Annotated in this window: 15 protein-coding genes; 3 read left to right on the top strand and 12 right to left on the bottom strand. The window is 73.8% G+C overall.

The genetic code is table 11. From position 1 onward, the window contains the following. Positions 1-82 precede the first annotated feature (82 nt). From Sru02f_RS26715 to Sru02f_RS26750, 8 genes are all read right to left on the bottom strand, one after another. Positions 83-2,452, bottom strand: a complete 2,370-nt coding sequence (locus Sru02f_RS26715) for an SWIM zinc finger family protein (RefSeq protein ID WP_373103576.1) — start codon at positions 2,450-2,452, stop codon at positions 83-85. Next, positions 2,449-5,382 (bottom strand): SNF2-related protein, encoded by a 2,934-nt coding sequence (locus tag Sru02f_RS26720; RefSeq protein WP_373103578.1) that lies wholly within the window; start codon positions 5,380-5,382, stop codon positions 2,449-2,451. Before Sru02f_RS26720 ends, Sru02f_RS26715 begins: the two co-directional genes overlap by 4 nt. Before the next feature lie 165 nt (positions 5,383-5,547). Beyond that, on the bottom strand, positions 5,548-6,129 hold the full coding sequence (locus tag Sru02f_RS26725; protein ID WP_109029543.1) for a sugar kinase: 582 nt from the start codon (positions 6,127-6,129) through the stop codon (positions 5,548-5,550). Next, the gene (locus Sru02f_RS26730; protein ID WP_109029544.1) at positions 6,126-7,274 is read right to left on the bottom strand and encodes an ROK family glucokinase; all 1,149 of its coding nucleotides are present in this window, start codon (positions 7,272-7,274) and stop codon (positions 6,126-6,128) included. Before Sru02f_RS26730 ends, Sru02f_RS26725 begins: the two co-directional genes overlap by 4 nt. Before the next feature lie 121 nt (positions 7,275-7,395). Then, a complete protein-coding gene (locus Sru02f_RS26735) occupies positions 7,396-8,205 on the bottom strand; it encodes an ATP-binding cassette domain-containing protein (RefSeq protein WP_109029545.1) in 810 nt (269 codons plus the stop codon). Further along, complete coding sequence (locus Sru02f_RS26740; RefSeq protein ID WP_109029546.1) at positions 8,202-9,242, bottom strand: ABC transporter permease; 1,041 nt, start codon at positions 9,240-9,242, stop codon at positions 8,202-8,204. The genes Sru02f_RS26735 and Sru02f_RS26740 overlap by 4 nt, the downstream gene beginning before the upstream one ends. Further along, positions 9,239-10,243, bottom strand: a complete 1,005-nt coding sequence (locus Sru02f_RS26745) for a sugar ABC transporter substrate-binding protein (protein ID WP_109029547.1) — start codon at positions 10,241-10,243, stop codon at positions 9,239-9,241. Before Sru02f_RS26745 ends, Sru02f_RS26740 begins: the two co-directional genes overlap by 4 nt. Before the next feature lie 221 nt (positions 10,244-10,464). After that, positions 10,465-11,202, bottom strand: a complete 738-nt coding sequence (locus Sru02f_RS26750; RefSeq protein WP_109029984.1) for a myo-inositol degradation transcriptional regulator — start codon at positions 11,200-11,202, stop codon at positions 10,465-10,467. A 128-nt stretch (positions 11,203-11,330) separates the two neighbouring features. Between Sru02f_RS26750 and Sru02f_RS26755 the strand changes: the two genes are divergently transcribed. Beyond that, positions 11,331-12,344 (top strand): Gfo/Idh/MocA family protein, encoded by a 1,014-nt coding sequence (locus Sru02f_RS26755; RefSeq protein WP_109029548.1) that lies wholly within the window; start codon positions 11,331-11,333, stop codon positions 12,342-12,344. 63 nt (positions 12,345-12,407) lie between these two features. Here Sru02f_RS26755 and Sru02f_RS26760 read toward each other — a convergent pair whose 3' ends face one another. Beyond that, a complete protein-coding gene (locus tag Sru02f_RS26760; RefSeq protein ID WP_109029549.1) occupies positions 12,408-13,097 on the bottom strand; it encodes a response regulator transcription factor in 690 nt (229 codons plus the stop codon). 44 nt (positions 13,098-13,141) lie between these two features. Beyond that, complete coding sequence (locus Sru02f_RS26765; RefSeq protein ID WP_109029550.1) at positions 13,142-14,395, bottom strand: sensor histidine kinase; 1,254 nt, start codon at positions 14,393-14,395, stop codon at positions 13,142-13,144. A gap of 178 nt (positions 14,396-14,573) precedes the next feature. On the opposite strand from Sru02f_RS26765, the gene Sru02f_RS26770 reads away from it, so the two are divergent. Together Sru02f_RS26770 and Sru02f_RS26775 are read left to right on the top strand one after the other, a co-directional pair. Continuing rightward, complete coding sequence (locus Sru02f_RS26770; protein WP_109029551.1) at positions 14,574-14,774, top strand: hypothetical protein; 201 nt, start codon at positions 14,574-14,576, stop codon at positions 14,772-14,774. 251 nt (positions 14,775-15,025) lie between these two features. Next, complete coding sequence (locus Sru02f_RS26775; protein WP_109029552.1) at positions 15,026-15,802, top strand: SDR family oxidoreductase; 777 nt, start codon at positions 15,026-15,028, stop codon at positions 15,800-15,802. Between the two features lie 76 nt (positions 15,803-15,878). On the opposite strand, the gene alc is transcribed toward Sru02f_RS26775, so the two are convergent. After that, positions 15,879-17,009 (bottom strand): allantoicase, encoded by a 1,131-nt coding sequence (alc, locus tag Sru02f_RS26780; protein WP_109029553.1) that lies wholly within the window; start codon positions 17,007-17,009, stop codon positions 15,879-15,881. Positions 17,010-17,073: 64 nt separating this feature from the next. Continuing rightward, a complete protein-coding gene (gene allB, locus Sru02f_RS26785; protein WP_109029554.1) occupies positions 17,074-18,411 on the bottom strand; it encodes an allantoinase AllB in 1,338 nt (445 codons plus the stop codon). Between the last annotated feature and the right edge of the window lie 188 nt (positions 18,412-18,599).

The following is an 18,599-nucleotide window of genomic DNA, read 5'->3' on the forward strand; positions in this document are numbered from 1 at the left end:
TCGGAGGGGGCCGGAGTGGCCCAGTTGGACCGCTGGGGCCGGATCGGACGGCGCCCACGGGGGAACCGGCGACGACCGTGGGTCAGGGGTCGCCGGGACCGCCCAGGCCCGTCAGGGCCCCGACCGGGTCGAGGTCGGGGGTCCCGCGCGGCCACCAGTCCTCGCGGCCGGGCTCCGACTCGTACGCGTACCAGAGACCGGTCCGGCCGAGTCTGAGCTGGACGTGACCGCGCGGGTGGGTGAGGCGGTTGCGCCAGGGGCGGAAGGCGGGGAGGTCGGCGGCGAGCAGCAGGGGGCGGGCGCGGTCGAAACGGCCGGCCGGCGGGTCCCAGGGCTCCTCCAGGACGTCGAGACCCGCCAACCCGCCCTGCCGCCAGGCGGCGACGGCCCGCGCCAGCTCCGCCGTGTCACGTCCGGCGGCCGTGGCGAGCGACGCGTAGAGCGCACGGGTGCCCGCGGTGAGGCCGGAACCGGGGCGCGCGGCGGCGAGCCGGACGGCGTCCTGCCACAGCGTCAGTCCGCCGACCGGGTCGCGTCCGGTGGTGAGCAGGGCGTGGGCGCGGGCGGCCGCGTCGGTGGCCAGCTGGTCCAGCGCGAAGGGGTCGGGGCCGCCCGGGGCGGCCGGATAGGCCGGCGGCTGTTCGGGGTGCGGGGGCGCGGGCAACGGCGCCGGGAGGGGCGGCAGGGCGCGCGGGGTCAGCGCCGCGCCGACCCGGACGCCGGGCAGCGACGCCGGGCCGCGGTCCTGGGCCGCGCGTGCCTCGCGGGCCGCGTTCCGCCGGGACAGGGCGTCGAGCAGCGCGCGTTCGCCCCGGCCGCGGAGCAGCAGCAGGACGAAGGGGTCGGCGTCGAGCAGACGTGCCGTCTGGTAGCAGAGGGCGGCGGCGTGCTTGCAGGGGTGCCCGGAGTCGGGACAGCTGCACCGCGGGGTCAGGTCGCCGGGTCCGGGCAGCAGCGGGACGCCGCGGTCGGCCAGGTCGGCCAGGGAGTGGGGAAGTTCGCCGTCGAGCAGCGCCGCGATGTGCCCGGGGCGTTCGACGGCGGCGTCGAGGAACCGGTCCCAGTCGGAGTCGCCGAGCGTGCGCAGCCGCACCTGCACGCGGTACGGCCGGGAGCGGCTGCCCCGCACGTAGGCGAGGACCAGCCCGGGCGTCACGGTGATGGCGTCGACGTGCCCGCGCTCGGCGTATCCGCGCCCGCGTTCCAGCCGGGCGGCGTCCAGGGCGCCTTCCTCCAGCGCGGTCACCCACGCGTTCCCCCACCAGGTGGCGGCGAGGCCCTCCGCCGCGGCCTCCCGGGGCGGCAGCGCGGGAAAGGTGCGCCGGAGATCGCCGTCACGGTCCGGGGCGGCCATCGAGCGGGGCGCGCGGGCCTTCGCGGGCGGTGCGGAGGAGACGGCCCGGCCACGCGCCGCCGAGGCGTGCTGCCCCGTGTCCGCAGCGGGCGACGGGGCGGGCTCCGCGTGTGCCGTCGTCCCGCCCTCGGCGGCGGACGCACCGGCCTCCTCACCGGCGGGAGGGGGCTCCTCGGCCTGGTCCGCCTCCGGGGGCAGCCGGAACGCGCCCGCGGCGAAGTCCCGTACGGCGCGGGCGCGCGCGTCGGCGGTGCCCGGACCGCCCGCCCGCCGCTGACGAGCGGCCGGGCGGGACGACCGCCGCGCGGGCGCGGCGCCCTGGGCCGAGACGCCCTCGGCCGCCGCCTCTGTCTTCGCCTGCCGACGAGCCGCCCGCAACGCCTCACGCGCCACGTCCGCCGGTCGGCTGCCGCCCGCGTCACTTGAGCCCGGGAGGGACCCCTCGTCGGGAACGGCCGCGACGGGTGGACCGAGCGGGACGGTCGAGCCGGCCGGGTCAGCGGGGGCGGCCGGGCCGATGGGGGCGGCCGGGCCGATGGGGACGGCCGGGTCCGTGGGGACGGTCGGGCCAGTGAGGGCGGCTGGGTCAGCGGGGCCGGTCGGGCCGGCGGTGCCGGCCGGGTCCGTGACGGCGGTCGGGTCGGTGGAGCCCGTCCACTCGGTCATGGCGTCGGGCCGGTGCGTCGTCTCGCCCGGATCCGCCGTCTCTCCACGCTCGCCCGACTTCCGGGGGTCTCCCGGACCCGTCTCCAAGGCGTCGGCGGCGCCCGGGGCGTCAGGTGCGTCAGGTGCGTCGGGGAGGTCCGCGGGACTGTGCGCCCCCGTCCGTCGCGCGGTCAGCGCGCTGCGCAGCGCGGCACGGGCGGCGTCGCCGGGGCGCGGACGGTTGTGCTCCGGCGGCTTCCGGTCCTGGTCCCCGTCCTGGCCCCGTGCCGACGGCGACTCCGACTCCGACGGTGACGGAGACGGAGACGTCGGCGTCGGCGTCGGCGTCGGCGTCGGCGTCGGCCCACGGTCCGCGTCCGCGCCCGTACCCTCGCCGCGCTCGCGTGCCTCCCGCAGGGCGCGGCGGGCCTCGTCCGCGGGCCGGGGGGTCACGACGGCCTCCGCAGGGACACCAGGTCGGACAGCTCACGGGCCGTCAGTTCGGTGAGGGCCGACTCGCCGGAGCCGAGGATCGCGTCGGCCAGCGCCCGCTTGGACTGGAGCATCTCGGCGATGCGGTCCTCGACCGTGCCCTCGGTGATGAGCCGGTGGACCTGGACCGGCTGGGTCTGGCCGATGCGGTAGGCGCGGTCGGTGGCCTGCTCCTCCACGGCCGGGTTCCACCAGCGGTCGAAGTGCACGACGTGTCCGGCGCGGGTGAGGTTCAGGCCGGTGCCCGCGGCCTTCAGGGACAGGACGAGCACGGGGGTCGCCCCGCTCTGGAAACGGTCCACCATCCGCTCGCGCTCCGGCACCGGCGTACCGCCGTGCAGGAGGTCGACCGGGACCGCGCGGGCGGCCAGGTGGGAGGTGATGAGGCGGGCCATGCCGACGTACTGCGTGAAGACCAGCACCGAGCCGTCCTCCGCGAGCACCGTGTCCAGCAACTCGTCCAGCAGGGCGAGCTTGCCCGAGCGGGCGGTCATCCGGTCGGCCCCGCCCGGCGGGTGCTCCTCCTTCAGGAACAGCGCGGGGTGGTCGCAGATCTGCTTGAGCGAGGTCAGCAGCTTGAGGACGAGGCCGCGGCGGCCGATGCCCTCGGCCTCCTCGATGGCGAGCATCGACTCGCGCACCACCGCCTCGTACAGCGCGGCCTGCTCGCGGGTGAGCGGGACGGGATGGTCCGTCTCGGTCTTCGGCGGCAGCTCGGGGACGATGCCCGGGTCGGACTTCCTGCGGCGCAGCAGGAAGGGGCGGATCAGCCGGGCGAGACGCTCCACCGCCTGGTCGTCCTCGCCGTTCTCCACCGCGCGCGCGTGCCGGGCGCGGAAGGACTTCAGGGGGCCGAGCAGCCCGGGCGTGGTCCAGTCGAGCAGCGCCCACAGCTCGGAGAGGTTGTTCTCCACCGGGGTGCCGGTCAGGGCCACCCGGGCCGGGGACGGGATCGTGCGCAGGGCCTTCGCCGTGGCCGAGTACGGGTTCTTCACGTGCTGGGCCTCGTCCGCGACGACCATGCCCCAGGGCTGCTCGGCCAGGGTCGTGGCGGCGGACCGCATGGTGCCGTAGGTGGTGAGGACGAAGCCGCCCGTCAGGTCGTCGAGGGTGCGGTCGGGGCCGTGGAATCGGCGGACCGGGACGCCGGGCGCGAACCGGTTGATCTCCCGCTGCCAGTTGCCCAGGAGGGAGGCGGGGCAGACCACGAGGGTCGGTTCGGTGCGGGCGCGCCTGAGGTGCAGGGCGATGACGGTGACGGTCTTGCCGAGGCCCATGTCGTCGGCGAGGCAGCCGCCGAGGCCGAGCGAGGTCATGAGGTCGAGCCAGGCCAGGCCGCGCGACTGGTAGTCGCGCAGGGTGGCGTGCAGGCCGGGCGGTGCTTCGGCGGGGCGCACCCCCGCGGTGAGCCGGTCGCGCAGGGCGGCCAGCGCGCCGACGGGCACCACCTCGACGGTCTCGCCGTCGGTCTCCGCGCTGCCGGTGAGGGCGACGGAGAGGGCGTCGACCGGGTCGAGCAGGCCCAGGTCGCGCTTGCGGGCCCGGCGGACGAGCGCCGGGTCGACCAGCAACCAGCGGTCGCGGAGCCGGACGACCGGGCGGTGGGCCTCCGCGAGGGTGTCCATCTCGGCCTCGGTGAGCGGGTCGCCGCCGATCGCGAGCTGCCAGCGGAACTGGAGCAGGTCCTCGCTCTCGAAGAAGCCCGTGCCGTCGGTCGCCGAACCGGGCGCGGTCCTGATCACCGCGGTCGCGGTGAGGTCCTGGGCCAGGTCGCGGGGCCAGTGCACGGCGACCCCGGCGGCGGCCAGCCGGCCGGCCGCCACTCCCAGCAGGTCGGTGACCTCTTCCTCGGACAGGGCGAGTACGTCGGGCACGTCCTGGTCGGTGAGCCGGTCCAGCGGCGGCCAGACCCGCGCCGCGCGGCGCACCGCCAGGGCGGTGTCCACGCGCGTGCGGGCGCCGAACGCCGCGTCCGCCGTCCCCGACCACAGGTCCGCCGCGTCGGCGACGAGGGTGGGGTCGGCGAGGCTGTGCACCTGGACGACGGCCGCGCCGGCGTTGCGCGCGCCGACGCCTCCGCTCCCCGGGGCGGCCTCCCCCTCCCGGTCGAACAGGTCGTACGCCGACAGGTCCAGGCGGAGCGAGATGCGCACGCCCGCGTCCATGCCGGCGGCGACCTCCGCGGCCCAGTCGTGGGCGTCGGGCAGGCGCCGGGCCTCGCGCGCGGCGAACGGCCGTCCCGAGGCGTGGGGCGCGGCCGGGGTGCGGGGCAGGGTGTCGGCGACCGCGTCCAGGAAGGCGCGGACCAGTGCTTCCGGCTCCGGCAGCCGGATCGGTCCGGGGCCGTCGAGGGGGACCGCGTGGCCCTCCGGCGGCAGGGCGGCGGCCACGGCCCGCAGGTGCGCGATGTCGTCGGGGTCGAGCGGCCCGGCCCGCCAGGCGTCGTGACCGGTCGGGGTCAGGCCGGGCAGCAGCTGGCCGCGTGCGGTGAGCCGCAGGGCGTGCAGGGCCGCCGCGCCCCAGCAGGCGGTGGCCGGGTGGGCGGCCCGGTCGTGCCGGGCGCGCACCAGGTGGGGCAGCGCCTCGGCGAGCGGCAGCGACAGCGCGGGCGCGGTCCCGCGCCGCACTCCGGCGCCGTGCCGCCGCACGACGGTCAGCTCCGTCGGTCCGCCGGACCGCTCCCCGTCTCCGTCCCGGTCCCGGTCCCCATCCCCGGCGGCCGCTGCCCCGATGTCCTCTGCCGCGTCGACCGGCCCGCCGTCGGGATCCCAGAAGGCGATCCGTCCCTCGCGCGGGAGTGGTGCGGGCAGGAAGACGGCCGCGAGCCCGACGGGGACGGACGACGTCGTCGCCCCGGCCCGCCCTGCCTCCGTCACGGCCATGTCGCTCATACGTTCTGTCACCTCCCGCCCGTCCGCCCGATCAGATGTCTTCGACTCTACGGGCGGGGTCTGACAATCGGCTCCGACGGCCTGCCGCCGGTCCCTGGGACCGGGCGGGGCGGGACGGCGCGGCGCGGGGCGGGCCGAGGCGGAGGCGAAGGCTGGAGCACGGCCCTACGGAACGGTGTGCGAGACCACGTACACCATCGGGTAGTCGGGATTGTCCATGTTCACGACGACGTCCTGGGTCGGCGCCGGGTTCTCCTGCTCGTTGACGACGCCCCACCAGGAGCCGGACCCGCCGAACTGCCAGCCGGTGACCCGCTGCGCGCGGTCACTGATCGCGATCTTGCCCTTCCTCAGCGCGTCCCGGTCGACGCCCAGCCCCGCCAGGAAGACGTCGAGACCGGCACCGGTGGTCTCGAACTGGACGTAGAGCCGGCTGGTCCTCCAGTTGTTCGTCTCGTAGTACGCGACCTCTTCGGCCGGGACCGGGACGGGCACCTCGTAGATGCGGCGTTGCAGCTTGGAGGGCCAGCCGCTGGTCATACCGGTCGCCGCGTACTTCGCCTCCTTGTCCCGGCCGCTGTCGCGGCTCTGGTTGGCGGAGATCACCAGGTAACCGGCCGGGACGCCGATGAGCAGCACGATGATGAGCAGGGTGAGCGTACGGCGGCGGATCATGTGCCGGCGGCCCTCGGCCGCGGCGCCGGCCGGCTCCGGGGGACCGGGCTGGTGCGGCAGGGACTCCGTCACAGCGACTCCCGGGACTCACGGCGGGCCTCGGCGTACCGCTCGTAGCGCTCGTACCGCTCCACCCGGCGCCGCTTGGCCCGGCGGAAGCGGCGGGCGACCAGCCGGGACAGGTCGGCGGCGCCCACCATGCCGGCCTCGGGGCCGAGCTGGGCGCGGACGATGCGGGCCTGGGGGCGGTAGCCGCGGCCGGTGAGCTGGCGCTTGAAGGCGTCGCGCGCGGGGCCGATCAGCAGGTCGTCGGCGGCGCTGACCCCGCCGCCGATCACGAAGCAGGACGGGTCGAGGGCCGCGGCGAGGTTCGCGATGCCGACGCCGAGCCACTGCCCGATGTCCTGGAGCAGCTCGACGCACATGGCGTCGCCCTCGCGGGCCAGCTCGGTGATCATCGGGCCGGTGATGTCGCCGATGCTGCCCTTGACGTGCTCGATGATTCCGTACGCCACCGGGGAGTCCGCGGCGGCCAGCTCTCGGGCCTCCCTGACCAGGGCGTTTCCGGAGCTGTACTGCTCCCAGCAGCCGCGGTTGCCGCACGGGCAGCGGTGGCCGCCGGGAACGACCTGCATGTGCCCGAACTCGCCGGCGACGCCGTACTTGCCCCGTTTGACCTGGCCGTCCTCCAGGATCGCGCCGCCGATGCCGGTGCCGAGCGTGATCATGACGAGGTGGTCCTCGCCGCGGCCGGCGCCGAAGCGCCACTCGGCCCAGGCGGCGGTGTTGGCGTCGTTGTCCACCAGGACGGGCACGGCGAGGCGGCCGGCGATGCGGTCGCGCAGCGGTTCGTTGCGCCAGGACAGGTGGGGGGCGAACAGGACGCGGTTGCGGTCGGCGTCGACCCACCCGGCCGCGCCGATGCCGACGGCGTGCACGTCGTGCCGGTCGGAGAGGTCCAGGACCAGTTCGACGATCGTGTCCTCGACGACCTTCGGGCTCTTGGACTTGTCCGGGGTCTCCGTGCGGAGCTTCTCCAGGATGTTGCCGTCGGCGTCGACGACACCCGCCATGACCTTCGTGCCGCCGATGTCGATGCCGACCGTGGGCACGCGGGGTGCCGTGAGGTGCGAGCGGCGTTCCCTCGTGCCCACGGTGCGCAGGACCGGGGCACGGCGGGAGCCGATGGGGGCGGTGAAGTCGCGGTAGGTGCTCATCGGGTGCGATTGTGCCGCACGGCTGTGCCGTGCGCCGAATGGGACAGGGGGTGGTGTGATCGGTTCGTTGCCGGGTGCGGGCGCGCTGTGGTTACTCGCGCCCACGCGGCGGAGCCGCACATTACACAGCCCCGCGCCCCTGGTCACGCTGCAGCTCGTGGCGTAGATCGTCCAGCTCCGTTCCGCCCGCCATCTGCCTCGTCAGCTCGTCCAGGGTGATGTCCTCGCGCTCGTGGTTGCCGACCATCGTGCCGCGCTTCAGCAGCACGAACCGGTCCCCCACCAGGTACGCGTGGTGTGGGTTGTGGGTGATCAGCACGACACCGAGGCCCTGGTCACGTGCCGCCGCCACGTATTTCAGGACCACACCCGACTGCTTCACGCCCAGTGCCGCCGTCGGCTCGTCCAGGACGAGCACCTTCGCGCCGAAGTACACCGCGCGGGCGATCGCCACGCACTGGCGCTCGCCGCCGGAGAGGGTGCCGATGGGCTGGTCGACGTCGCGGAGGTCGATGCCCATGCGCAGGAGTTCCGCGTGGGTGGTGCGGCGCATGTGGTCGACGTCCATGCGTTTGAACGGGGCGACGCCCTTGCGCGGCTCGGAGCCGAGGAAGAAGTTGCGCCAGACCGGCATGAGGGGGACGACGGCGAGGTCCTGGTAGACGGTGGCGATGCCGCGGTCCAGGGCTTCGCGCGGGGAGGCGAGGCGGGTCTCCTCGCCGTCCAGGCTCAGTGTGCCGCCGTCGTGCTGGTGCAGCCCGGCGATGATCTTGATGAGGGTGGACTTGCCCGCGCCGTTGTCGCCGAGCACGCAGGTGATCTCGCCGGCGTGGACCTCCAGGGACACGCCTTCGAGCGCGCGGACGTTGCCGTAGTTCTTGCTGACGCCGGACAGCTCGACGAGCGCCGTACGGTCTTCGTTCCGCGTCACTTGGTGGCCTCCGCGCGCTTGCGGACCCAGGCGTTGAGCAGGGTCGCGAGGAGCAGCATCGCTCCGAGGAAGAACTTGAACCAGTCGGGGTTCCACTCGGCGAAGACGATGCCCTTGCTGGTCATGCCGAAGATGAACGCGCCGACCGCCGAGCCGACGGCGCTGCCGTAGCCGCCGGTGATCAGGCAGCCGCCGATGACGGCCGCGATGATGTAGATCAGCTCGTTGCCGACGCCCTCGCCGGACTGGACGACGTCGTAGGAGAAGAGCAGGTGCTGGCCGGAGATCCAGGCGCCGAGGCCGACGCCCATGTAGAGGCCGATCTTGGTCCTGGTGACCGGGACGCCCACCGCGCGGGCGGCGTCCTTGTTGCCGCCGACCGCGAAGATCCAGTTGCCCGCGCGGGTGCGCAGCAGGATCCAGCTGGCGACGGCGACCAGGGCGAGCCACCACAGGATGGTCACCTTGAAGCCGACGCCGCCGATCGTGATCGTGGAGGCGAAGACGTCCCGGGCGGAGGGGAAGCCCTCCATGTCGGCGATCGACTTGGTGGAGACGGTGCCGTCGACGAGCTTGGTGAAGCCCAGGTTCAGACCGGTCAGCATGAGGAACGTGCCGAGCGTGATGATGAAGCTGGGCAGTTTGGTGCGGGTGAGCATGAAGCCGTTGAAGGCGCCGATCGCCAGGGTGACCAGCAGCGACACGCCGACACCGACCCAGACGTTGGCGGTCATCTGGTAGCTGAACATCGACGACACCAGCGCCGAGGAGGTGACCATGACGCCCGCGGACAGGTCGAACTCGCCGCCGATCATCAGCAGCGCCACCGGGACGGCCATGATGCCGATCGTGGAGGCGGCGTAGAGCACCGTGCTGAGGCTGGCGGCGTGCAGGAAGCTGTCGGCGAAGAACGCGAAGAAGACGAAGACGGCGATCGCGCCGACGACGGAGCCCAGCTCGGGGCGGCCGAGGAGTTTCCGCAGCGGAGAGGTCTGCAGAATCCTTTCGTCAGCCGCCTTCACCTGCGTGGCGTTCATCGCGTGCCCCGCTTCGTGTAGTCGGCCAGCGCGGCGGCGTCGTCCTTGGTGATGATCTGCGGCCCGGTGAGCACCGGACGGCCGCCGCCCAGGACGTCGGCGTTGTACCTGTACAGCCAGAGCAGGTCGACGGCCTCGTAGCCCTGGAGGTAGGGCTGCTGGTCGACGGCGAAGCCGAGGGTGCCGTCCGCCAGTCCGGCGGCCACCTTGGCGTTGAGGTCGAAGGTGTCGATCTCGGCCTTGCTTCCCGCGCCCTGCTTGGCCTTGACCGCGGTGTCGGCGTAGGGGGCGCCGAGCGTGACGACGGCGTCGACGGACTTGTCGGTCTGGAGCTTGGCCTCGATGGCGGACTGCACGTCCGGCATGCTGGTGCCGTTGACGTAGAGCCGCTGGACCTTGCCGTCGAAGGTCTTCTCCACGCCGTCGCAGCGCTGCTCGTGGCCGACGTTGCCCTGCTCGTGGAGCACGCAGACCGCCTGCTCGCGGCCCCGCTCGTTCAGCTCCTCGCCCACGGCCTCACCGGCGATCGTCTCGTCCTGGCCGACGTGGGTGAGGGCGCCGAACTCCTTGGACTCCTCGGAGCCGGAGTTCACCGTGATCACCGGGATGCCCGCCTTGTGCGCGCGGGCGAGGGCGGACTTCATCGCGTCGGGCTTGGCGAGCGTGACGATGATGCCGTCGACCTTCTTGTCGATGGCGGCGTTCACGAGCTGGGCCTGCTGCTGCGCCTCGTCGTCGTGGGAGTACAGGAAGTTGATGTTGTCCTTGACCGCGGCCTGCTCGGCGCCGCTCTGGACGATGTCCCAGAAGGTGTCGCCGTCGCCCGAGTGGGTGATCATCGCGAAGGTCCAGCGGGGGGTGTTCACCGCCGCCCTGCCCTCGGCCGACGCGGCCTTGCGGGCGTCCTCGGCGCGCTTGCCGCCGGTACTGCTGCAGCCGGCCAGGGACACCGACAGTGCCCCTGCCAGCGCGATGCCCACCCATGTCCGAAACCGTGCCACGAGGCCGTGCCCTTCTTGCTGTGCCGTGCTGTGCGTGCGGGGCCTGTCTCAGCCCCGGCCGGGTTCTGGAGACCCCAAACGCCCCATTGTCCGACACACAAGCGGAGCCTTTGCCTCCGGGGATCGGCCGAGGGTCACATTGTCCGGACATTGCGACGAACCCGCACGGTGGGGGCCGCCGGTGGGAGCCGCCGCGGGGGGCGGTCGCCGGACGCGGTCGCTCAGGGCCGCACGAGCAGCTGGAACTCGAAGGAGTAGCGGGACGGCCGGTAGGTGTGGGTGCCGAACTCGACCGCGCGTCCCGTGTCGTCGAAGGTGGTGCGCTCCATGGTGAGCAGCGGGGCGCCCGCGTCCTCGCCGAGTCGCTCGGCCTCGCCGGAGGTCGCGGCGCGGGCGCCGATGGACTGCCGGGCGCTGTGCAGGGTGATCCCGGCGGCGCGCATCAGCCGGTAGAGGCCGGTGGCCTCCAGCTGTCCGGTGTCCAGGTCGACGAGGCCGGGCGGCAGGTAGTTGCACAGGTACGCCATCGGTTCCCCGTGCGTCAGCCGCAGCCGCTCGATGCGGTGCACGTCGCCGCCCTCGGCCACGCCGAGCGCCGCGGCGATCTCCGCGGTGGCCGGGACGACGCTGTTGACCAGGACTTTCGTGGCGGGGCGCTGGCCCGCCGCCTCCAGGTCGTCGTAGAGGCTGCTGAGTTCCAGGGGGCGCCGGACCTTGCTGTGCACGACCTGGGTGCCGACGCCGCGGCGGCGCACGAGCAGGCCCTTGTCGACGAGCGACTGGATGGCCTGGCGGACGGTGGGCCGGGACAGGCCGAGCCGTGCGGCCAGCTCGATCTCGTTGCCCAGCAGGCTGCCGGGGGTCAGCGCGCCGTGCTCGATCGCCGCCTCCAGCTGCTGCGACAGCTGGAAGTACAGCGGCACCGGGCTGCTGCGATCCACGCTGAGGTCCAGCGACACGGTCGGGTCCACTTCTGGTTTCGGCACGGGCCGAGCGTAGCTCCGTGCCGAGGCGACGGGAAGCTGCGCAGTTCGATTGTCCGGACATACGCATTGACAGGGAGCGGCTGTGAGCCCACTTTGATTCCATGCGCATCGGGGTCATCGGAACGGGCCGCATCGGCACCGTTCACGCCAACACGCTCAGCCGCCACCGCGACGTCGGATCCCTGATCCTCACGGACGCCGACATCACACGGGCGCAGGAGCTGGCCCACCGGCTGGGCGAGACGGCGGCACCAGGAGTGGACGAGATCTTCCAGTGGGGCGTGGACGCGGTGGTGATCACCACGGCGACGCCGGCCCATGCCGAACTGATCGGCCGGGCGGCCCGCTCGGGGCTCCCGGTGTTCTGCGAGAAGCCCATCGCCCTGGACCTGCCGGGCACGTTACAGGCGATCGCCGAGGTGGAGGCCGCCGGGACGGTCCTCCAGATGGGCTTCCAGCGCCGCTTCGACACCGGCTACACCGGGGCCCGGGAGGCGGTGCGGTCCGGGCGGCTGGGCCGGCTGCACACCGTCCGGGCGGTGACGAGCGACCAGACCCCGCCGCCGGCCGAGTACCTCCCGCAGTCCGGCGGGCTCTACCGGGACACGCTCATCCACGACTTCGACGTCCTGCGCTGGGTGACCGGGCGGGAGGTCGTCGACGTGTACGCCGCCGGGTCCGACGCCGGTCCGCCGATGTTCCGCGCGGCGGGCGACGTGGACACCGGGGCGGCGCTGCTCACGCTGGACGACGGGACGCTGGCGACGGCGACCGCGACGCGGCTGAACGGGGCGGGGTACGACGTGCGCATGGAGCTGGCCGGGGAGCTGGACCAGATCGTCGTGGGCTTGGACGACCGTACGCCGATCGCGTCCACCGAGCCGACCGGGCCCCCGGCCGCGGACAAGCCGTGGACCGGCTTCGTGGAGCGCTTCGGACCCGCCTACGAGGCCGAGCTGACCACCTTCGTGCAGGTGGTGCGCGGCGAGCGGGCCAACCCGTGCGACGGGCGCGAGGCGCTGCAGGCCCTGCGGATCGCGGAGGCCTGCGACGTCTCGCGGCGCGAGCGCAGACCCGTACGGCTGACGGAGGTGCCCGAGGCGCTCACGTCTTAGGAGGCGCTCACGTCTTAAGAGGCGCTCACGTCTTGAGGCGTGTCGCCCTGGTACCCGCCGGCCTCAAGGGGTGTCGTCCTGGTACTCGTCGAGGAGCCCCGCGTCGTACGCCAGCAGGGCGATCTGGACCCGGTTGTCGAGGTCGAGCCGGGCCAGGATGCGGGAGACGTGGGCCTTGACCGTGGCGACGCTCATGAAGAGGTGCGACGCGATGTCGGCGTTGGCCATGCCGCGGCCGACCGCGACGGCGACCTCGCGCTCGCGGTCGTTGAGGGTGTCCACGCGGGCACGCGCGCGCGAGCGCCGCGCGAGCCGTGCGTCGGGGGCGGTACCGGCCGCCTGTTCCATCAGCCGCCGGGTCACGGCGGGCGACAGGACGGGGTCGCCGGCCGCGACCCTGCGCACCGCGTCGAGGATCTCCGCCGGCGGCGTGTCCTTGAGGACGAACCCGGCGGCTCCGGCGCGCAGGGCCCGCAGCACCTGTTCGTCGGCGTGGAAGGTGGTGAGCACGACGACCTGGGGCGCGTCCGGGCGGCTCAGCAGCCGTTCGGTGGCCGTGAGGCCGTCCGTCCCCGGCATCCGGATGTCCATGAGGAGGACGTCCGGGCGGGTGCGGTCGACCAGCGCCACGGCCTCGTCGCCGTCGGCGGCCTCGCCGACGATCTCCACGTCCTCGGCGCCGCCCAGCATGAGGGACAGCCCGGCCCGCACCAGCGGGTCGTCGTCGACGAGGAGCAGTCTGATCGCAGTCATGCGTCATACGTAATCACGGTCGCCACCGGCCGCCCGGGGGTGGCTCAGCCCCACGGCAGCCTCGCCCGTACTTCGAAGCCGCCCCCCGGCGTCGGCCCGTGCTCCAGGGTGCCGCCCGCGAGCGTCGCCCGCTCGGTCAGCCCGATCAGCCCCTGCCCCGAACCGGGCACGTGGGGCACCTCGCCCCGGGGCGGGACGTTGCGCACCGACAGGGCCAGTCCGTCGCCCGGTGCCCCGGTGACCGAGACGGTGACCTCGGTGCCGGGCGCGTGCTTGCGCGCGTTGGTCAGCGCCTCCTGGGTGATGCGGTACGCGGTGCGGCCGACGGCGGCGGGGACGGCGCCGGGGTCGGGCACCCGCTCCGCGAGGGTGACCTTCATGCCGGCCTCCCGGGACTCGGCGACCAGCGCGTCGAGCGCCGCGAGCGTGGGCTGGGGACGGCCCGCGTCGTCGGACTCCCCGGCCCGCAGGACACCGATGATCTGCCGCAGGTCCTGGAGGGCCTCGTGCGCGCTCTCCCGGATGACGCCCGCCGCCCGCACGACCTCTTCCCGGGGCGCGTCGGGCCTGAACTCCAGGGCGCCCGCGTGCACGCTGAGCAGCGTCAGCCGGTGGGCGAGGACGTCGTGCATCTCGCGGGCGATGGCCTCGCGGGCCAGCCGCTGCGCCTGCTCGGCCCGCAGCCGCGCCTCGGCCTCGGCGTGCCGGGCCCGGTCGCGCAGGCTGAGCAGGAGCTGGCGCTTGGAGCGGACGAGCAGGCCCCAGCCGAGCACGGTGACCGCGAGCAGGACGGCGATGACGAGGGACGCCAGGAAGGGCAGGCCGGGTTCCGGGCGCATCCAGTAGTAGAACGGCGTCACGGCGAGACTCGCGCCGCCGATCCAGGCCGTGTACCGGAAGGGCCGGTGCACGGCGAGCGTGAACAGGGCGGCGAGGACGGCGCCGCCCGCGGTGGCCGAGACCAGGGAGACGGGCACCATGGCCACGGCGAGCCCGACCGGCCACCGCCGCCGGAGCCAGACGGCGGCACAGGCCAGGGCGCCGATCAGCTGGTCCGCGACGGCCATGGCGGGTGAGAGGTCCGGCTCCTGGTCCAGCGCGTCGGCGGCCAGCAGGCCGATGGTGACCGCGAGCAGGAAGCAGGCGAAGTCGACGACCCAGTCGCGTGCGGTGCGCCGGGGGCGGCCGCCGGGCCGCCGGGGTTGCGGGTACAGGTCCTCGACCAGCGCCGCCGGCAGTACCCAGCGCCGTTTGGCGAAGGCCGGGGGCACCGTGGTCCGCTCGTCACTACTGTTCACAGTCGACAAATCTACGCAGGACTGACGCCGGGAACGGCCGGTCGCGCGGGACCGTCGACCAAAGTCGCACGGGCGGCGACTTTCGGCGCGCGGTCGGCACGCGAAGCAGCCTTCGGTCGGGCAGGCCTCGCCCCGCGGCCGATGCCGGCGGGCGCACCGCGGGGCGAGAGTCGGGATCATGAAGCAATTGCTGGAGTTCCTGGGCCTGCTCGCCGTGCTCCAGGGCGTGATGGGCCTGGTGCACGAATTCACCGACTGGAACCTGGGGCTGGTTCGGCGGATCGGTTTCCTGGACGGCTACGAGGTCTACGCGAGCGTCGCGCTGCTGGCTCTCGGCGGCGCGCTGTTCGCCGCTGCCGAGAGCCGCGAATCCGGGTGAGCCCGGCGGCAGGCCGACTCCGCGCGTACGCCGTCACCATCACCGCCTTCCGAGCCCTCAGCCGTACGGCGCGCAGACAGCTCTCCGGCATCCTCGGCAGACTGCTGCAACCTCGACCGTGACCCACCGCCCGGGCCGCCAGGGGGCTTTGGCGCTCTGCCCTCGAGGCGCCCCGGTACGGACGGCGCGCCGCTCAGGTCGACGTCCGTTCACCGCCAGCACGGGCACGGCGGCCCGGCTGGGATGGACCCATGAACACGCACACGCACACCAACCCACCCGCCCCCACCACCGCTCCGCTGACCGGCCGTACCGCCCTCGTGACCGGTGGCAGCCGTGGCATCGGCGCGGCGACCGCCCTGCGGCTGGCCCGGGAGGGCGCGGACGTGGCCCTCACCTACGTGAACGGCAAGGACGCGGCCGAGGACGTCGTAGGGGCCGTCGAGGCGCTGGGGCGCCGCGCGGTGGCCCTGCGGGCCGACGCCGCCGACGCGGAGGAGGCGGCGGGGGCGGTCGAGCGGGCCGCCACGGCGCTCGGCGGCGGCCTGGACGTGCTGGTCAACAACGTGGGCCTGGGCCTGCTCGGCCCGCTGGAGAGCCTCTCCCCCGCCGACGTCGACCGGCTGCTGGCGGTGAACGTCCGCGGCGTCTTCCTGGCCTCGCAGGCGGCCGCGGCCCGCATGACCGGGGGCGGGCGGATCATCACCGTCGGCACCTGCATGACCCAGCGGGTGCCGGGGCCCGGCGGGACGCTGTACGCGACGAGCAAGTCGGCGCTGATCGGGCTGACCAAGGCGCTGGCCCGGGAACTGGGCCCGCGCGGGATCACGGCGAACATCGTGCACCCGGGGCCGATCGACACCGACATGAACCCGGCGGACGGCCCGTACGCGGACGGACAGGCGGCGATGACGGCGCTGGGCCGCTTCGGCACGGCCGACGAGGTGGCGTCGACGGTGGCGTACCTGGCGACCGCCACGTACGTCACCGGCGCGGAGTTCGCGGTCGACGGCGGCCACGCGGCGTAGCCGTCCCCGCGAGTACGCGCGGGGCGCACCGGTGCTGTCCTGCCGGTGCGCCCCGCGGGTTCGGTGTGGCGGCGGGTCAGCCGCCCAGTTCCTGGTGGCGGGCGGCGAGGTGGGCCGCGCCGTCCTCGGTCAGGGAGCCGAACAGGCGCAGCCGGGAGATGCCGCCGTCGGGGAAGATGTCCACGCGCGCGTGGGTGCCGACGGCCGCCTCCGGCAGGACGAAGCGGTGGTTGGTGTCGGGCTGCATCCGGGTGCGCGGGAGCACCTCGCGCCACTCACCCTCCTCGCCGTCCTTCACCGACACCGACGCCCAGCCGGCGCTGTTGCCCTTCAGGTACGCCGTGTCGATCTCGATCGCGCGGATCTGCGAGCGGTCCACCAGGCGGTACTGGATCCAGTCGTTGCCCCGGTCGCGGCGGCGGCGGGTTTCCCAGCCGTCGTCCATCTTGCGGGAGCGGCCCGGCTGGATGGTGTTGGTGGCCGGCGAGTAGAAGAGGTTGGAGGCGTCCTCGACCTGGCCGCCGTTCTCCAGGGCGACCGCGTCGAAGGTGCCCAGCGCGGTGAGCCAGGCGGGGTCCGGGACGACCTCGCCGTACACGCGCAGACGGGCGATGCCGCCGTCGGGGTGCTGCTTGAGGCGCAGGTGCGTGAAGCGCTGCTCGGCCGAGACCGCGAAGCCGTTGGCCGCGTGGCCGCCGACCGGGGTGCGCGGGACGAGGGTCGTCCACTTCACGTCGTCGGCGAGCAGTTCCTCCGGGGAGGGGGAGCCCGCGACCGAGGCGCCCTCGACGGAGACGGCCTGCGGGTAGTTGCCGCGGAAGTGGGCGGTGTCGACGACGATGCCGCGGATCACGCCGGGGGCGCCGAGGCGGATCAGCGCCCAGTCGTGGTCCTCCTCGGTGGGCCAGGGCTGCTCGGCCGAGACACCGCGGCGCCGGCGGGTCTCCCAGCCGTCCATGACCTTGCCCTTGTGCCCGAAGTGCTCGGGGTCGAACTCGGCGGGCTCGGGCACCAGCAGGTTCTCGCGCTGGGCGAAGAACTCGTCGTTGGCGGCGACGACACCCGCGCCGAGCTGCCGGTCGGCAAGGTTGGCGTACTGGGTGAAGGGGAGGTCGGCGGTGCGGTAGTCCGCGTACGGGTCGCCGCCTCCGTAGGGCTGGGCGTCGCCGGTGAAGCTGGCCAACGAGGTGTTCTGCTGGGCCGTCACGGTGATCAGGTGTTCCTTTCGGGGCTGTTCGGGGGGTACTGGGTTCAGGGAGTGTCCGGGCACGTCAGGCCCGGTCGAGGAGCTGTCCCTTCGGGTCGGTGAACGCGCCGTCCGCCACGATGCGCTCACCGCGCAGCCAGGTGGACTTCACGACGCCGTACAGGGTCTTGCCCGCGTACGCGGTGACGCGGTTGCGGTGCTGGAGGGCGGCCGGGTCGACGGTGAAGGTCTCGTCCGGGGCCAGCACGGCGAAGTCCGCGTCGTGGCCCGGCGCGATGGCGCCCTTGCGCGTGTCGAGCCCCACCAGGGCGGCCGTACGCTCCGACATCCAGCGCACGACGTCCTCCAGGCCGTGGCCGCGCTCGCGGGCCGAGGTCCACATGGCCGGCAGGCTGAGCTGGAGTCCGGCGATGCCGCCCCAGGCGGTGGCGAAGTCGTCGGTCTTGAGGTCGGCGGTGGACGGGGAGTGGTCGGTGACGACGCAGTCGATCGTGCCGTCCGCCAGCGCCTGCCAGAGCAGGTCCTGGTTGGCGGCCTCGCGGATCGGCGGGCAGCACTTGAACTCGCTGGCGCCGTCCGGCACTTCCTCGGCGGTGAGGGTGAGGTAGTGCGGGCAGGTCTCGACCGTCACCTGTACGCCGTCGGCGCGGGCCTCGGCGATCAGCGGCAGGGCGTCGCTGGAGGACAGGTGCAGCACGTGCACCCGCGCGTTGAACCGCTTGGCCTGCGCGAGCAGGGTCGCGATCGCGGTGTCCTCGGCGTCGCGCGGGCGGCTGGCGAGGAAGTGGGTGTACTTGGGGCCGCCCTGCTGCGGGGCGGCGGCCAGGTGGTGCGGGTCCTCGGCGTGCACGATCAGCAGGCCGTCGAAGGCGGCGATCTCCGCCAGCGACCGGGCGAGCTGCTCCTGGTCGAGGTGCGGGAACTCGTCCACGCCCGACGGCGACAGGAAGGCCTTGAAGCCGAAGACCCCGGCCTCGTGCAGCGGGCGCAGGTCCTTGACGTTGTCCGGGAGGGCGCCGCCCCAGAAGCCGACGTCGATGTGGGCCTTGTCCGCGGCCACCTCGCGCTTGGTGCGCAGGTTGTCGACCGTGGTGGTCGGCGGGATGGAGTTGAGCGGCATGTCGACGAGGGTGGTGATGCCGCCGGCGGCCGCGGCGCGGGTGGCGGTCCAGAAGCCCTCCCACTCGGTGCGTCCGGGGTCGTTCACGTGCACGTGGGTGTCGACCAGGCCGGGCAGGACGACGTGGTCGCCCACGTCCTCGAGCCGGGCGCCCGCCGGGACGGGGGCGTCGTACGGCAGCACGGCCGTGATCTTCTCCCCGGTGACCGCGACGGACGCGGCGCGGGTCCCCTCGGGAGTGATGACGCGCGTCGAGCGCAGCACCAGTTCAGCTTCGGACACCCGGATCCCCTTCTCTGCCTGTACTTGTCTGCCTCTGCCGTCGAATTTCAACGTTCTGTTGAAGGAGTCTTCACTCCCACTCCGAGGCCGTCAAGAGGCACCCTTTGTGACGGCATGCCCAATGACCCCGCTCTGGACGTTTCCACAAAGCGGAATTAGAATTCCAGCAAGCAGAACGTAGCTACGTA

This window comes from Streptomyces rubrogriseus, from assembly GCF_027947575.1.
Classification (GTDB): Bacteria; Actinomycetota; Actinomycetes; order Streptomycetales; family Streptomycetaceae; genus Streptomyces; species Streptomyces rubrogriseus.